The sequence below is a fragment of the Kaistella sp. genome (assembly GCF_041824135.1).
In the GTDB taxonomy this organism is placed as follows: domain Bacteria; phylum Bacteroidota; class Bacteroidia; order Flavobacteriales; family Weeksellaceae; genus Kaistella.
The window spans coordinates 1-15,264 of the sequence record NZ_JBGZYM010000062.1 but is presented as its reverse complement, the minus strand read 5'-3'; the positions used below and the strand labels follow the sequence as shown (position 1 = coordinate 15,264).

15 protein-coding genes are annotated in these 15,264 nt (G+C 35.5%); 6 read left to right on the top strand and 9 right to left on the bottom strand.

Annotated features, from left to right (window positions below):
• Both ACEYOS_RS06710 and ACEYOS_RS06705 read right to left on the bottom strand, forming a co-directional pair.
• Positions 1-1,770, bottom strand: a 1,770-nt coding sequence (locus tag ACEYOS_RS06710) for a TAT-variant-translocated molybdopterin oxidoreductase (protein WP_373797544.1), incomplete at its 3' end; no start/stop codon positions are given.
• 21 nt (positions 1,771-1,791) lie between these two features.
• Positions 1,792-3,159, bottom strand: coding sequence for a c-type cytochrome (locus ACEYOS_RS06705; RefSeq protein WP_373739038.1), 1,368 nt, complete (start codon positions 3,157-3,159; stop codon positions 1,792-1,794).
• A 185-nt stretch (positions 3,160-3,344) separates the two neighbouring features.
• Between ACEYOS_RS06705 and ACEYOS_RS06700 the strand changes: the two genes are divergently transcribed.
• Positions 3,345-3,893 carry an SPOR domain-containing protein gene (locus tag ACEYOS_RS06700; protein ID WP_373707671.1) on the top strand — a complete coding sequence of 183 codons (549 nt, stop codon included), beginning with the start codon at positions 3,345-3,347 and terminating at the stop codon, positions 3,891-3,893.
• Positions 3,894-3,999: 106 nt separating this feature from the next.
• On the opposite strand, the gene ACEYOS_RS06695 is transcribed toward ACEYOS_RS06700, so the two are convergent.
• A complete protein-coding gene (locus tag ACEYOS_RS06695; protein ID WP_373707670.1) occupies positions 4,000-4,686 on the bottom strand; it encodes a response regulator transcription factor in 687 nt (228 codons plus the stop codon).
• A 78-nt stretch (positions 4,687-4,764) separates the two neighbouring features.
• Positions 4,765-6,315: a sensor histidine kinase gene (locus ACEYOS_RS06690; RefSeq protein WP_373707669.1), complete on the bottom strand. Its 1,551-nt coding sequence runs from the start codon at positions 6,313-6,315 to the stop codon at positions 4,765-4,767.
• Between the two features lie 188 nt (positions 6,316-6,503).
• Here ACEYOS_RS06690 and ACEYOS_RS06685 point away from each other — a divergent pair, with 188 nt between their 5' ends.
• Positions 6,504-6,998: an SRPBCC domain-containing protein gene (locus ACEYOS_RS06685; protein ID WP_373707668.1), complete on the top strand. Its 495-nt coding sequence runs from the start codon at positions 6,504-6,506 to the stop codon at positions 6,996-6,998.
• Between the two features lie 24 nt (positions 6,999-7,022).
• Here ACEYOS_RS06685 and ACEYOS_RS06680 read toward each other — a convergent pair whose 3' ends face one another.
• The 4 genes from ACEYOS_RS06680 to ACEYOS_RS06665 form a co-directional block, all read right to left on the bottom strand.
• Positions 7,023-7,373 (bottom strand): hypothetical protein, encoded by a 351-nt coding sequence (locus ACEYOS_RS06680; RefSeq protein WP_373707667.1) that lies wholly within the window; start codon positions 7,371-7,373, stop codon positions 7,023-7,025.
• A complete protein-coding gene (locus ACEYOS_RS06675) occupies positions 7,363-9,429 on the bottom strand; it encodes a S9 family peptidase (protein ID WP_373707666.1) in 2,067 nt (688 codons plus the stop codon). Before ACEYOS_RS06675 ends, ACEYOS_RS06680 begins: the two co-directional genes overlap by 11 nt.
• Positions 9,430-9,514: 85 nt before the next feature.
• Entirely contained in the window at positions 9,515-10,255 is a 741-nt protein-coding gene (locus tag ACEYOS_RS06670) for a uroporphyrinogen-III synthase (protein WP_373707665.1), read from the bottom strand.
• Between the two features lie 12 nt (positions 10,256-10,267).
• Positions 10,268-10,942, bottom strand: coding sequence for a DUF4271 domain-containing protein (locus ACEYOS_RS06665; RefSeq protein WP_373707664.1), 675 nt, complete (start codon positions 10,940-10,942; stop codon positions 10,268-10,270).
• Between the two features lie 144 nt (positions 10,943-11,086).
• Here ACEYOS_RS06665 and ACEYOS_RS06660 point away from each other — a divergent pair, with 144 nt between their 5' ends.
• The 4 genes from ACEYOS_RS06660 to ACEYOS_RS06645 are packed head-to-tail and all read left to right on the top strand — an operon-like array spanning position 11,087 to position 14,418.
• Positions 11,087-11,803: a polyprenol monophosphomannose synthase gene (locus ACEYOS_RS06660; protein WP_373707663.1), complete on the top strand. Its 717-nt coding sequence runs from the start codon at positions 11,087-11,089 to the stop codon at positions 11,801-11,803.
• Positions 11,800-12,168 carry a DUF4296 domain-containing protein gene (locus tag ACEYOS_RS06655; protein ID WP_373707662.1) on the top strand — a complete coding sequence of 123 codons (369 nt, stop codon included), beginning with the start codon at positions 11,800-11,802 and terminating at the stop codon, positions 12,166-12,168. Before ACEYOS_RS06660 ends, ACEYOS_RS06655 begins: the two co-directional genes overlap by 4 nt.
• Before the next feature lies 1 nt (position 12,169).
• Positions 12,170-13,306, top strand: coding sequence for a tRNA guanosine(34) transglycosylase Tgt (gene tgt, locus ACEYOS_RS06650; protein ID WP_373707661.1), 1,137 nt, complete (start codon positions 12,170-12,172; stop codon positions 13,304-13,306).
• Between the two features lie 17 nt (positions 13,307-13,323).
• The gene (locus ACEYOS_RS06645; protein WP_373707660.1) at positions 13,324-14,418 is read left to right on the top strand and encodes an LptF/LptG family permease; all 1,095 of its coding nucleotides are present in this window, start codon (positions 13,324-13,326) and stop codon (positions 14,416-14,418) included.
• On the opposite strand, the gene ACEYOS_RS06640 is transcribed toward ACEYOS_RS06645, so the two are convergent.
• On the bottom strand, positions 14,412-15,125 hold the full coding sequence (locus tag ACEYOS_RS06640; RefSeq protein ID WP_373707673.1) for a biotin--[acetyl-CoA-carboxylase] ligase: 714 nt from the start codon (positions 15,123-15,125) through the stop codon (positions 14,412-14,414). The two genes, ACEYOS_RS06645 and ACEYOS_RS06640, sit on opposite strands and share 7 nt — an antisense overlap.
• Between the last annotated feature and the right edge of the window lie 139 nt (positions 15,126-15,264).

Sequence of the window (15,264 nt, the reverse complement as noted above, 5' to 3'; positions counted from 1 at the left end):
TGCATCTTTTGGTGACATGGTTAAATAATTATCCCAAGTCATTCTGGTAATTGGATCCGGCATCTCTTGCAACCAAGGGTTGTTTGCTTGAGTTCCGTCTCCTATCGCAGTTTTTGTATATAAAACTAATTCTAAATCTGAGGCTTTGAATCCTGATAATTCAGAGATTGCTTTTGCTGAATCTCCTCCTGCATACGAAAGTCCACCAGTATTTCCACCATCAATAACACCACTATAAAGAGCTTTATTGAAAGTTGTCCCTCCGATCATCGTTGAAGCGTTGGCTTTCAAATAATCGTAGTAATTATTAGCTGGATTATCTTTTCCATTCATCCAAACCAATAGAGATTCTTCAATCTGTCTTGATTTAAAAATTTTCTGGATTGTTGGTTGCATTAAAGTGTAAACTCCAGTTTGCGGAGTTATATCTCCCCAGCTTTCCAACCAGTTCGCTACAGGAATAACAGCTTTCGCTGCTTTGTACATTTCGTTTTTCTTATCTGCAACTGCAATAACGTAAGGTACTCTTCCTAAAGCTTTTTTGAAAGCTTCTCCTTTATTACTAGAATAAATAGGGTTTACATTATTGGCAATGAATACACCGATTTCACCTCTATCTAACCATCCTAAGAATTCCTGATATCTTACGGCATCAAATTCTTTTAAGAAGTTTGCTTTCCCAGTGAAAGCATTCGAGGCTAATTTTTGATTGATTAAATTGGCTAAAACGTGAGCTGCTTTTGAACCATCAGCGAAAACAACTGCGTTGCTTTCTTTTGCCTGAAGTTCTTTTACAATTTCTCCCGCTTCTTTGCTTACGCTTCCACCATTAAGTCCGTTATAAACTTCTACTAAAACTTTATTTACAGCACTTGGTTTTAATGGTATTCTAGTATCAGCGTTAGCACCAGTTAAAGTCATGTTGGATTCCACTTGAATGTGTCTCAACATGTTTGGCCTAGGTTTTCTTGCTAAAGCGTAAGAAGTTTCTAAAGAACCTCCATTAAATTCACCTAAGAAATCTGCCTGGAAAGAAACCACTAACTGTGTTTTCGATAAGTCATATACTGGCAGAGCTCGTTGACCGAAGACTTCCTGCGCTGCTTCTAAAGCTGCGTTGTGAGGAAGAGCATCATAGATCACCAATTCTGCAGTTGGATATTTTGTTTTGAAATCACCAAACAATTTTTTGAATGTTGGTGAAGGCATTGAATGTGATAGGACAACAATTTTCTTGCCGCCTCCTTGGGCTTCAAATAAACCTTTCAAAATAAAACTGTCTACTTTATCGAAAGTTTCGTCTTTTCCGTCAAGCTTTGGTTGCTTTACTTTATCGTTGTCATATAATGAAAGAACTGCTGCTTGCGTTCTTGCACTTGTTTTACCTAAATCTTTTGCAAGAGGATTCGGTTCAATTTTGATAGGTCGTCCTTCTCTTGTCTTAACTAAAACACTTGCGAAATCATAACCATCAAAAAAAGTTGAGGCATAATAGTTAGGAATACCAGGAATAATTTCGTGTGGTTTCACCACGTACGGAATTGATTTAATTACCGGTGCCTCACAAGCAGCTAAAGTAACTGCCGCTGTAGAGAATCCTAATAATTTCAAGAAATCTCTTCTGGATGAGCCAGATTCAGCGGATTGATTTCCGCTCAACTTTTCACCCACCGGAATTTCCGTCTGAAATTCTTTCGCAGCCAACCTACCGTTTAAGCTCGGATCTTTCAGTTCTTGAATACTTCTGAATTGTATTTTATTTGAAGCCATTGATACTTCTAATTTTTGTTATTAATAATGACATTTACCACACTCAAGACCTCCAATTGCATCTACAGTGATTTTCGCACCTGACCCATACTGTTTTTTCAGTTTGTCGTGTAGATTTTTGAAGTATTCTTTATTATAACCATTGTTCATATCTACTTCTGTAGTTCTGTGACATTCTATACACCAGCCCATTGTAAAATCATTGGCCATGTGCACCACATTCATGGTATCAACCTGTCCGTGACAAGCTTTACAAACAACATCTATTTTAGCATTTGGATTTTTCTCATTGTATCCGTTAACGATCGCCTGCTCTCCAGCTACAACGTGTTGTGCGTGGTTAAAGTAAACGAAGTCTGGCATATTGTGAATTCTAGTCCACTCGACTGGTTGTGTTTTTCCAGTATATTGCTGTGAGGCAGGATCCCAACCTGTAGCAGCATAGATTTTCTGAATCTCACCATCATAGAAAGCTTTGTCTTTTCCTGGCTCCATATACGCTCCGTTATATTCAGAGATCGTTTTGTGACAGTTCATACAAACGTTCATTGAAGGGATTTCTGAAACTTTTCCATATTTCGCTGATGAGTGACATAATTGACAGTCAATCTTGTTTTCTCCAGCGTGAATTTTATGAGAGAAGTAAATAGGTTGGTCAGGTTTGTAGCCTTTATAAACACCAATCCACATTAACCAGTTCCACAATCCGTAAGCAGCAAATATTCCTAAAACTACCAAAATACCTTTACCGATATAATCATACTTTCTATATAAGTCTGCAAAAGAAGTTGCTCTGGTTGCGTTTAATCCTGTTAATTCTTCAGCTTGTTGTAATTTAACTAATTGTTTCAATTTCAATAGCAACCAAACTAATAGACCACCGATTGACAATAGTGAAAGCAAAATAATTTTTGAATTCATCGACTGCATTTTCTGTGCTTCTAAAGCTGAAACAGAGTTAACATCTGCCGCTCCTCCTCCGGCAGCATCTGCTACTGGTTCCGGTGCTGGTGGATTCGTCGTATATTCTAAAATGTCATCAATTTCCTGATCCGTTAGATTAGGAAATGCTGTCATTTCAGTTTGATTAAATTTTTCAAAAACTTCATTGGCATACTTATCGCCAGAAGCTCTTAGGCTTTTATTATCCTTAATCCACTTATGAAGCCAATCTGTATCTAAACTTTGCTCCGTCTTAAGTCTGTCTACAACGCCACCTAAAGCCGGACCAACAAGTTGTTTGTCTAAGGCATGACAGGCTGCACAATCTGCTTTAAAAAGTTTTTCACCATTCTTAGCATCTCCTTGAGCGTAAATAGAAGCACTGGTCGACAGCAATAGACCTATTGCAATGAGACCTCTTTTGTAATGCTTTCTCCAACTAATCATTTATAAAATCTTGGGTTAGTAAATTATATTGAGTTTACTTTCAACTTGGCAAAAATAACACTTTTAAGAGAAATTTAACAGCCGTTGCAATTGCCATTCTGTCATTTCGCCTAATTTGTAACGCTTCTAAATAACAAATGTTGGTATAATTTTTATTTGTTTTAAATTTGTAAAAATCTTTTTTAATGAAAAACCTTTTTAAAATAATCGCCGTATTATCTTTGTTATCCTCAAATATCTTTGAAGCACAACAAGTTGTAAAAAAAGACACCATCGAGGGAACACCTTTATCCATGATGATGGATGAGAAAGTAAGCACGTTACTAAGTGATATTGAAGATAAATGCGCGACCAAATTGGGCTCTTCTTCAGGAAATTTTGGTAATGAGTATAACGATAACTCACCCAAAACAACGACTCCAAGAATTTCTGTACCCGAAAAAGAACTCACTAATGCGGAAATCTGCAGAAAGAACCCACGAATTATGGGATTCAAAATTCAGCTTGCTGTGGTAAAGAGTAATGAAGAAGCCAGGGAAGTTGGAATGTTCTTCCGCAGAAGGTTCCCCAATATGAAAGTGGAAATTGACGCATCCTTACGACCAAACTATAAGGTAATGGCTGGAAGTTATTTCTCGAGACAAAGTGCGGCGAGTGATCTATCCAGAATCAAACAACATTTTAAAGGGGCGATCGCTATTCAATATCGTGTCTTCTGTGTAGAAGCAAAATAAAGAACTTTAAATAGAAAACAAGCCACTTTCAAAAATGAAAGCGGCTTGTTTATAAATAGTTGCGAGCATTTTAAATTACTCGTATAAGTTTTCCTTAATTCTGCGTTTAGTTTTTAACTAATAAACGGAAACCTTCTCCATGCACGTTGATGATCTCTAAACCATCGTCTTCTCTTAGGAGCTTTCTTAGTTTAGCAATATAAACGTCCATACTTCTGGCGGTGAAATAATTTTCTTTTTTCCAGATTTTTCTTAGAGCCAGATCTCTCGGCATGAAATCATTTCTGTGCTGACAGAGTAATTTCAACAATTCATTTTCTTTTGGTGAAAGTTTGTATTCTACCTCACCAACTCTTAATTGTCTCAACATCGAGTCGAAGAAAATATTGCTGATCTTAAATTGTTCCTGTTCATCATTTTCCGCCGTAGCACTTCTTTGAAGAATCGCTTTTATTTTATATAATAAAAGCTCCGTATCAAAAGGTTTGGTGATATAATCATCTGCACCTAACTGATAGCCTTTTAATATATCTTCACGCATGTTTCTTGCAGTCAGGAATATAATTGGAATATTTTTATCAATTCTTTTCACATCTTCGGCCAAACTGAAACCGTCTTTTTTCGGCATCATCACATCGAAAATACAAATATCGAATTCGTTTTCTGTAAATTCTTTTAGACCTTGCTCACCATCTGTAGCCAAGGTTACTTCAAAATTATTTATCGATAAATAATCTTTTAAAACCGCCCCAAAACTTTGGTCGTCTTCTACTAATAAGATTCTGTTGCTCATAATTTTTTTATTTAAAGTTATTAGGCTTTCACCTTTATCTATTTTGTTGTTGCTGATACAATGCCAGGTATCTTATTTTTAAGCATTCATAGGTAATTTCACCGTAAACGTGCTGCCTTTATCTTTTTCAGATTCTACGATAACCAACCCTTTATGTAATTCTACGATCTTCTTCACGTACGACAATCCAAGTCCCTGCCCTTTCACATTATGAATATTCCCCGTTTCTTCCCGGAAGAACTTTTCGAAAATCTTCAACTTATTCTCAGTTTCCATGCCCATTCCTTTGTCGGAGATTTCAATCACATACCAATTCCCTTCATTTCTGGTGCTTACTGTTATATTAGGGGTGTCAGGCGAATATTTATTAGCATTATCTAATAAGTTGACCAAAGCGTTTGAAATATGAAATTCATCGATTTTAAAAACATACTTTTCAGTATTAAATTCTTGAGTTAAAATTCCGTGTCTTTGTGCTACGATCAAGCCAAATGCTTCCGTAGTTCTTTTAATTAAATCACGAACGTTGGTTTCCTTCAAAAATAAATCAACCTCATTTCGCTCCAGTTTCGACATGTTCAAAATATTCTCGACCTGCTTTTTCATTCGCAGATTTTCCTGTTTAATTAAACCAGAATAATACTTTACCTTTTCCGGATTGGTCGCAATTTTATCGTTCGCTAAGGAATCTGTCGCCACTGAGATCGTTGCCAAAGGTGTTTTAAACTCATGCGACATATTATTGATGAAGTCCGTTTTTACATCTGCAATTTTTTTCTGGCGCATCATATAATTAATGGAGATAATATAAATCCCCAAAATGGTGAGCAAAGACATGAATGTTCCCAGCAACATTGGCAAGTTGGTTTTTGCTAACGAGTAATCTTTCCGTGGAAAAACGAGTGCTAAAGTATATAAAGTTCGATCCTTGCTATCCGTAAATAATGGATAGGTGTAATTGATCTTATCTTTTTGATCAGCGTAAATATTGTTGGCGATCTTCGTTACGTCGTTCTTTTTATCCATGACTGCAAAACCGAACTTGGTATCTAAGCCACTTAACTTCAATTCTTTAGACAAAACAGAATCCAGCGTTTTCATATCAACTCTTTGTTCGATCGGTAAATTGGAAGCGCTCAGTTTTGCAAATTCCCGCAAAGCATACGTGTTATTACTAATATCCTTACTCATTTGCGCCGTGAGCGGTTCTGAAGAATTGGGAGCTTTTTTAATTTTTAAAATACCTTCGTCTGTGTAAAGCTTAGTTAGTATTAAACTATCTCCTTTCTGCGAAATCGGAAAATTCTGATTCTCAACGATACTTTTCTGAAAAGTTAAAGTTGATGTATTGGCAGAATCCCTGTTTTGCTGAATGTAAGTTTGAGTTGGCTGATTGCTGCTGTCGACAACATTTTTTCCAAAATTTTTAAAATCCTGATTCAGATATTTATCAACTTCTAACTGTGAAACTTTCAAAGCGGAAGATTCGAGAGAAGAATAAACTTTATTGGAAAAATCCTGATTTAGGGCGCTGTATAATTCCTTTATCCAATATAATTGTAAGGTTACGAAGACGATCATCGAAATGGTCATCAATACAGATATAAATGGAATAAACTTATTGCTCATTATTTCTTTTTAAAAATGATTTGTTAAAATTACTCATTTTAAGAATATAATAACAAAAGAAAGACCAAAATATTGTGTTTAATTTCTTAAAAGACTTTTTTTTAACGAATTATTGAGAATCCTCAACTTATTAACTCTAATTGGGAATATTCTATAGAAAAAATAATATATTTGATGAAAATCAAAGAATGGAAAGCAAGATCGTTTTTAATAAAGATGACAATTCGGTATCAGTTTATGTTATGAAAATTTATCATACAGATGTTGACGCAGTTTGGAGTCACTTTACACAAGCAGATTTAATCGATCAATGGTGGGCACCAAGCCCGTGGAAATGCGAAACTTTAAAAATGAATTTCGAGCCAGAAGGAATTTGGAATTACGAAATGGTCGATCCTGATGGTGAAAAATATTTCGCTGGCGTCCATTATCATGAAATCAATTTCCACCGTAGTTTTGACTGGACAGATTTTTTCACAGATGAAAATGGAATGATCAACACTGACTTACCAAGTGTAAATTGGCTAATCGGCTTTACCGGAGTCGAGGAAGGAATGAAACTAACGATCAATATTAATTTTCAATCCACGGAAGAAATGCTGCAACTTTTAGAAATGGGATTTGAAGAAAGTTTGAAAAGTGGACTTTCCCAACTCGAAGACCTATTAAATAAAAAAGACTGATTTTAAAATCAGTCTTTTATTTTCTTAAAAAAGCTCTTCATCCATAAAATATTGAATGATCGCTTTCTTCATCAAAATCTGTTGCTCATTCGGTTTTAACTCCGGAAGTGGCGCAACTTCATCGAAATGCGGATAGCCATCATCGTCATAATCTCTGAATTTATAGTAACCAAAAGGTTCTAGCAAACGACAAACTGCGATATGAAGAATATTCAACTTGTCATCTTTCGTATATTTTTGTTGTCCGCTTCCTAATTCCTGAACGCCGATTAAAAACAGAATCGTGTCAATCTGCGGATGTTTTTCGGTATCAAAAGTTTTTACAAAAAACGCTTCGACTTCCTCCCAAAGCTGGCTTTCTGATTTATTTTCCATCTATCTTATTTTCTAATTTCATTAAAAATGCATATTCCAAAGAATCCTCTTTTAAAGATTCAAATCTTCCGCTGGCTCCACCGTGACCAGAAGTCATATCGGTTTTGAAAACCAAAATATTAGAATCTGTTTTTAGTTCCCGCAACCTTGCCGTCCACTTTGCAGGTTCCCAGTATTGAACTTGAGAATCGTGCAAACCAGTGGTTATCAATATATGTGGATAATCTTTTGCTTCGATATTATCATAAGGAGAATAGGATTTTATGTAATCGTAATATTCTTTGTCTTTCGGATTTCCCCATTCATCAAATTCACCCGTTGTTAAAGGAATCGTTTCGTCTAACATCGTCGTCACCACATCCACAAAAGGAACTTGTGCCACAATTGCATTGAATAATTCTGGTTCATAATTAATGATCGCGCCCATCAAAAGTCCACCAGCGCTTCCGCCCATGGCATAAAGATGTTTTTCTGAAGTGTAATTTTCTTTCACTAAATACTTGGCAGCATCAATGAAATCAAAGAATGTATTTTTCTTAAAGAGCATTTTTCCATCTTCATACCATTCTCTTCCCATATATTCTCCACCACGAACGTGTGCAATCGCATAGATAAATCCACGATTTAAAAGAGAAAGTCTCACATTCGAAAAACTTGCATCAATCGTATGCCCATAACTTCCGTACCCATAAAGCAATAATGGAGTTTCGGCAGATTTTGGGGTGTCTTCATGATAAACTAAAGAGATCGGAACTTTTTTTCCATCTCTCGCGGTTGCCCAAATTCTTTCTGAAACATAATTTTCAGGTGAGAACTGTTCGCCCAGAACTTCCTGTTGCTTCAAAAGCGTGGTCGTCCTTTCTTTCATATCATATTCGAAAGTTGAACTTGGCTGCGCTAAAGACGTATAACCAAAACGCAATTTCTCGGTATCGAATTCTAAATTCAAGCCGATATAAGCGGTGTAAGTTGGATCAGAAAAAGGTAAATAATGGAAACTGTCGTCATTGGTATTGATGATCTTTAATTGTAAAAGTCCTTCCCTTCTTTCTTCTAAAACCAAATAGTTTTTGAAAATCTCGAAACCTTCTAACAAAACCTCTTCCAGATGCGGAATCACTTCAACCCAATTTTCAATTCCAGGATTGGCTACTTTAGTTTTTACAATTTTAAAGTTGGTAGCGTCATCTGCATTGGTGATGATATAAAATTCATCCTGATAATGCTCCACCGCATATTCCAAATTATCGATTCTTGGCTGAATGATCTTCCAGTCCGCCATTACATTATCGGCTGGAATAAATCTTTGCTCATCTGAAATCGTACTCGAACTTGAAATAAAAATATATTCCAGAGACTTGGTTTTGAAAACGTTGACATCAAAAGTGTCATCAGCTTCATGAAAGATCAAAACATCTTGCGACGAATCGGTTCCTAACTGATGTAGAAAAACCTGAAAAGCTCGCAAACTATCATCTTTCCGAATATAGAAAACATGTTCATTATCATTTGCCCAAACTGCTTTTCCGGTGGTGTTCCCAATTACATCCTGCAGAATTTCGCCCGTTTCTAAATTTTTAAAATTAATAGCATAAATCCTTCTGCCCATATTGTCAGAAGAATAACTCATTAATTTATTATTTGGAGAAACCGCCACACTTCCTACTTCGAAAAATTTCTGACCTTCTGCTAAAACATTAACATCCAATAATAGTTCTTCTTCATTTTCCAATGTTTGAAACTTTCTGGTAAATAAAGGATGTTCTTTTCCTTTTTCAAATCTTACGATATACCAATATTCATTAAAAAAATATGGCAGCGATTCATCATCTTTTTTGTAACGCGCTTTCATTTCATCAAAAAGAAGCTGCTGAAAATCTTCAGTATCTTTCATTACTGCTTCAGCATACGCATTTTCTTCTTCAAGATATTGTATAACTTCTGGGTTTTCTCTTTCCTTTAACCAAAAATATGGATCTTGTCTTTCGTCACCGTGGATTTCCAGAATCTTCGGTATTTTTTTGGCTTTTGGCGGAACTGTATTTTTATGGCTCATTAAGTGAGTATCTTTAAAATGAAAAAACCGACTTCATCTTAGAAAAAGGCGGTTTTTAAATGATCTTTATTTTGAGCTGAAGAAATTATTTCTCCAGATTTCTAATATATTTTTCAATCGCCATCGTCATTGATGGAGATTCTTTGCTTGGCGCCATCACATCTACTCTCCAGCCTGCATCTTTCGCAGCTTGTTCTGTAGTCGCTCCGAACACAGCAATTTTTACTTTCTCCTGTTTGAACTGTCCAAAGTTTTCACTCAAGGATTTAATTCCCTGGCGACTAAAGAAGACCAACATGTCATATTCTTCAATGTTAATTTCGCTCAAATCGCTACTGACAGTTTTGTACATGGTCGCTTTCGTCCAGTCAATACCTGAAGCATCTAAAACGCTTTGAATATCGGGACTTACAACATCTGAAGCTGGCAAGATGTATTTTTCAGACGGGAACTTCTTGAAAAGTGGAAGCAAGTCAGCAAAAGTTCGCTCACCGAAAGCAATTTTTCGCTTTCTATAAACGATGTGTTTTTGTAAATAATTAGCAATTGCCTCTGATTGACAAATGTATCTCATCGCATCGGGTACGGCAAAACGCATTTCTTCCGCTAAACGGAAATAATGGTCAATCGCGTTTTTACTGGTAAAAATAATACCAGTGTATTGCGCTAAATCAATTTTCTGCGTTCTAAGATCTTTAGCGTCTACCCCTTCTACATGAATAAAAGGTTTAAAATCTATTCTGATCTTTTCTTTTCGAGCAATTTCCAAATACGGCGAAGACTCGTTTGGCGCAGGCTGTGAAACCAATATAGATTTAATTTTCATCGTCATTATTTCTTATATATATAATACTCTCCACAGCACTAAAACAGGTGCAAATTGGAGGGTGCAAATATACAAAAATTTATAATACCACTTTTCGGGCAAAATGCTGTTTGGCGAAAACAGGAAAAAGAATATTTTAAATAAAAAAACAAATACAAAACCGAAAGCATAATAATCAAACAGCTGTAAATCATGAGCTTTAAAATTATTGATCAGCTGCAAATCGTTCACTTTGTAAAAATATTGGTAAACGCACAACACCATTAAAACCAGTGATAAAGTAAAATAAAATTTAGAAGAGGTAAATTGAAAGAGCGTCCATTTTTTGAGACTGCCAGTTCCGGCATAGAAAATATACGACAACATGCTTTTAAGACTGTAAAAAGTAATCAGCGAAAGTAAGGTAAAACCGAACTTATTCAATTCATACCCGAAAAAATGAAGATCATTGATTTTTTTAGGAACAATAGGAATAGATTGAGAGATTAACGTTGCAAGTAACAGAGTGGAAACAAAACTGATAATCAGCCAACTCAAAAGATTGTTAGAAGAATCTGCAAATTTTTGCATCAAAAAAACTCTCACCGACGAATCACGATGAAGATAAAGAAGCATAAAAACGTAAAGTAAAAGACAGCCGACAATGATAAAAACCACCCAATCGTTCTGCTGAACAATTCTAATCAAAAGTAAAATTTTTGCAAAAATAAGAATATTAAAAGAATATGTTAGGATATATTAAGCCCAATTAATTTGCAATGATGTTGACGCTCAAAATCAGTCCGTAAAAATAACGGTGGAAAAGTTTATCTTTGCACCTTAATTTCTAAGATGAAAAAACTCGTCATCATTCCAACTTATAATGAGAAGGAAAATATTGAAAACATAATTTCTACAGTTTTTGCACTGCAGGAAGATTTTCATGTTTTGGTCGTTGACGATTCATCACCAGACGGAACGGCAGAAATTGTAAAAAAACTTCAATCGATTTATCCGCATCAACTTCATTTACTTATTAGAAAGGTAAAAGACGGTTTGGGTAAAGCATACATACACGGATTCAAATGGGCATTGGAAAATAATTACGATTATATTTTCGAAATGGATGCTGATTTTTCGCACAATCCTGCAGATTTAAACAAACTATTTGAGGCCTGTGTAAAAGCTGACATGAGTATTGGTTCGCGATATTCCAAAGGAGTAAATGTAGTGAACTGGCCAATGGGACGAGTTCTACTTTCTTATTTTGCTTCGAAATATGTCCGCATGATTTTAGGAATTCCGATTCATGATACTACGGCCGGATTCGTTTGTTTCTCGCGAAAAGTATTAGAAGAAATTGGTTTAGATAAAATTAAATTAAAAGGCTACGGTTTTCAGATCGAAATGAAATTCCGGGCGATCAAGAAAGGTTTTAACGTCGTAGAAGTTCCCATCATTTTCACCAACAGAGAATTAGGCGAAAGCAAGATGAATGGTGGAATTATTCATGAAGCTGTTTTCGGCGTTTTAAATTTAAAATGGAAATCGATTATCGGTAAATTATGAGAAAAATAGCGTTTGTTCTTTTTTCATTTTTAATGATGGCTTGTACAGAACTCATTAACAAACCTAAAAATCTTGTTCCGAAAGAAACGATGTCAGAAGTGCTGGCAGAATTTGCGATGAACGAACAATTAACGGTAGTTGAACAAAGCCTTAATTTAGATAATGCAACCCGATACACGCTTCGACAAAAGAAAATCAATGGAAATGATTTTGTTGAAAGTTACAAATACTACACCGCCTCTGGCGAAATAGAACAGATATTAAATGATGCACAGGAGATTATTATTAATAAAGATCCGGCTGCAAAGATTTATATCGAAAAGAAACTAAAAGAAAATAAAAACGTACCTGCATTTGCAAGATAATATGAAGTCCACATTTTTTGAAATTAACAAAACCACGACTGGCAAAGCAAGAGCCGGTACTATTACTACAGACCACGGCACGATTGAAACACCGATTTTTATGCCGGTTGGAACCGTTGCCTCTGTAAAAACCGTTCACCAAAGAGAATTAAAAGACGATATCAAAGCGCAGATTATTTTAGGAAACACCTATCATTTGAATCTTCGTCCGAAAATGGATATCATGCAGCAAGCCGGCGGTTTGCATAAATTCATGAACTGGGATTTACCGATTCTTACTGATTCTGGTGGTTACCAGGTTTTCTCTTTGTCAAAGTCGAGAAAATTAAATGAAAAAGGAGTAAAATTCAAATCTCATATCGACGGAAGCACTCATTTTATTTCTCCCGAAATTTCCATGGACATCCAAAGAAAGATTGGTGCAGATATCTTCATGGCTTTTGATGAGTGTGTTGCTTATCCCGCAGAATACAATCAAGTAAAGAAATCGATGGACCTTACGCATCGTTGGTTAAAAAGATGTATAAAATGGAATGCTGAAAACCCGGAATTATATGGACATAAACAAGCCTTCTTCCCCATCGTTCAAGGATCTTGCTATGCTGATTTAAGAATAAAATCGGCAGAATTTATCTCAGAACAAAATGCAGTAGGCAATGCAATTGGTGGACTTTCTGTTGGGGAACCAGAGGAAGAAATGTATAGAATTACCGATATCGTGACGGATATTTTGCCAATAGAAAAACCAAGATATTTAATGGGCGTCGGAACTCCCTGGAATATTTTGGAAACTATCGGATTAGGAATTGATATGATGGATTGCGTAATGCCAACCAGAAACGCGCGAAACGCGATGTTATTTACCTGGCAAGGCGTTATGAATATGAAAAACAAAAAGTGGGAAAGTGATTTCTCCCCTTTGGATGAATTCGGAACGAGTTATGTAGATTCAGAATATTCGAAAGCGTATGTGCGACATTTATTTGTGGCGAAAGAATATTTGGCAAAACAGATTGCCTCAGTTCATAACCTCGCTTTCTATTTAGATCTAGTGCGGGTAGCCAGACAACACATTGTTGCGGGTGATTTTTATGAATGGAAAGACTCCATCGTGCCAGTTTTAAAACAACGACGTTAAAAATTTCAAAAGAAGTTATGAAAATAATTGACCTTTATATTATCAAGAAATACCTCGGAACTTTTGGGTTCATGTTGGGGTTATTGACGATTATAGTTTTGGTCATCGACGTACAGGCAAAAGCTCCCAGAATTGAGTCAAATGGTTTTACGGTAACTGAATTTTTAATTGATTTTTATCCATATTGGATTGTCAATTTGGTCATCACCTTCATGTCAATTTTGGTTTTTATTTCTGTAATTTTCTTTACTTCTAAAATCGCTAACAATACCGAAATTGTGGCGATCATTAGTTCTGGTGCAAGTTTTCACCGCTTTGCACGACCTTATTTCATCACGTCTGGACTCATTGCAGTTGCCGCTCTTTTGATCAATCACTTTGTCTTACCATTGGCAAACATTAAAAAAAATGAGTTAGAACCTTATACTTATAATGCAAAAAGTCGCGAAGAATTCACTGGAAATGTAGAAGTTGCAACTCAACTTTCTAAATCAGAATATATTTTTATTAAAAGTTATAATAAGAAGGAAAAACGCGGTTCTGGCTTTTTCTATCAGAAATTCGATAAAGACAGAAAATTGATATACCAATTGAATGTTGCCGATTTCTACTGGGAAAAAGACAAGAAGCATTTCGTAATGAGCAATTATTTAGAAAAAACCTTTTTAAAAAACGATACCGAAAAATTAGCGCAGGGAAGCTCTATGAACAAGAATTTCGGTCATCCACCAGAAGAGCTTTTTCCCGATGTATTGCTGGGTCAAAATAAAACCACTCCAGAACTTATAAAATTTATTGATCGAGAAAAGGAAAAAGGAAACGCCAATTTAAACAACTATCTGAACGAGCTTTATCAAAGAACGTCAATGCCTTTTTCCGTCATCATACTTACAATTTTAGGGTTAGCACTTGCTTCTCAAAAAAAACGCGGAGGCTTGGGAATGAACCTCGCGATAGGTATTGCGTTGGCTTTTGTTTTTGTATTCTCTTTTGAGGTTTTAAAAGTGGTGTCTGCCAATAAAACATTAACGCCATTTGTGGCGATGTGGATGCCCAACTTTATTTTTGGTCCACTCGCTTTGTACCTTTACTTTAAAAGAGCAAATCAATAAAGGAGCGTAATTTCTTTATGAAAGAATTTCTGTAATCCATTATTTTCTAGCTCTACCCAAAGATATCCGTCTTCGTCAACATTTTTAATAATGCCATTTTGTCTTAATTGACCAATCTCAAAAACCGAGATTAAATCCTTTCGGAATAAACGTTGATTAAGTCTTCCTAAAACCGAACTTTCAGAAATTGGCTTCAACAAATGCTCCACGAAATAATCATGAAGTGACTGAGTTACATTTTCGAGATCGAATCTAATTCCGGTTTGGGTAAGTAATGAACCCGCTTTTGGTAGGTTTTTAAAGTTTTCTTCTAGAACGTTGAGACCAATTCCGATTAAGAAATAGGTTCTTCCTTTAATCACTTTCTTTTCAATCAAAATTCCAGAAACTTTTTTATTATTGATAATGATATCATTTGGCCACTTAATTTCAGGCGTTTGATTTGTCAGAATGGCAAGAAAATCAGCCAAGAGTTCAGCGGTATGAAAATTGAACAAATGATTGGGTAATTTAACGAGTTCATTGGGAACTGCAACAGAATAAGCGAGACTTAAATTGTGACCAGAATCCCAGGAATTTCCATACTGACCTTTGCCTTTTGTTTGATTAAAAGTGTAAACGCCTTGTAATTCTAAGATGTCTTGCGATATAAATTTCTCAATTACATCGTGGGTTGAAGAACATTCTTTTAAGTAAAACAAGCGCATCATTTATGAAAACTTTAAGAGTTAGATTTGGTAAATTTGAGACTATTTAAATAAAAAAACAATAAATTTGCAGATTATACAAAATTTTTAATGAACAAAATCACAGAAAAGCAACTACTTATCGATAAAATAGTAGAAG

What these genes read in the sequence shown, in the direction of transcription:
- ACEYOS_RS06640 (WP_373707673.1), bottom strand. Translation starts at nt 15,125, where the DNA reads ATGCGCTTGTTTTACTTAAAAGAATGTTCTTCAACCCACGATGTAATT.
- tgt (WP_373707661.1), top strand. Translation starts at nt 12,170, where the DNA reads ATGAAGTCCACATTTTTTGAAATTAACAAAACCACGACTGGCAAAGCA.
- ACEYOS_RS06670 (WP_373707665.1), bottom strand. Translation starts at nt 10,255, where the DNA reads ATGAAAATTAAATCTATATTGGTTTCACAGCCTGCGCCAAACGAGTCT.
- ACEYOS_RS06700 (WP_373707671.1), top strand. Translation starts at nt 3,345, where the DNA reads ATGAAAAACCTTTTTAAAATAATCGCCGTATTATCTTTGTTATCCTCA.
- ACEYOS_RS06695 (WP_373707670.1), bottom strand. Translation starts at nt 4,686, where the DNA reads ATGAGCAACAGAATCTTATTAGTAGAAGACGACCAAAGTTTTGGGGCG.
- ACEYOS_RS06680 (WP_373707667.1), bottom strand. Translation starts at nt 7,373, where the DNA reads ATGGAAAATAAATCAGAAAGCCAGCTTTGGGAGGAAGTCGAAGCGTTT.
- ACEYOS_RS06645 (WP_373707660.1), top strand. Translation starts at nt 13,324, where the DNA reads ATGAAAATAATTGACCTTTATATTATCAAGAAATACCTCGGAACTTTT.
- ACEYOS_RS06655 (WP_373707662.1), top strand. Translation starts at nt 11,800, where the DNA reads ATGAGAAAAATAGCGTTTGTTCTTTTTTCATTTTTAATGATGGCTTGT.
- ACEYOS_RS06705 (WP_373739038.1), bottom strand. Translation starts at nt 3,159, where the DNA reads ATGATTAGTTGGAGAAAGCATTACAAAAGAGGTCTCATTGCAATAGGT.
- ACEYOS_RS06685 (WP_373707668.1), top strand. Translation starts at nt 6,504, where the DNA reads ATGGAAAGCAAGATCGTTTTTAATAAAGATGACAATTCGGTATCAGTT.
- ACEYOS_RS06690 (WP_373707669.1), bottom strand. Translation starts at nt 6,315, where the DNA reads ATGAGCAATAAGTTTATTCCATTTATATCTGTATTGATGACCATTTCG.
- ACEYOS_RS06675 (WP_373707666.1), bottom strand. Translation starts at nt 9,429, where the DNA reads ATGAGCCATAAAAATACAGTTCCGCCAAAAGCCAAAAAAATACCGAAG.
- ACEYOS_RS06660 (WP_373707663.1), top strand. Translation starts at nt 11,087, where the DNA reads ATGAAAAAACTCGTCATCATTCCAACTTATAATGAGAAGGAAAATATT.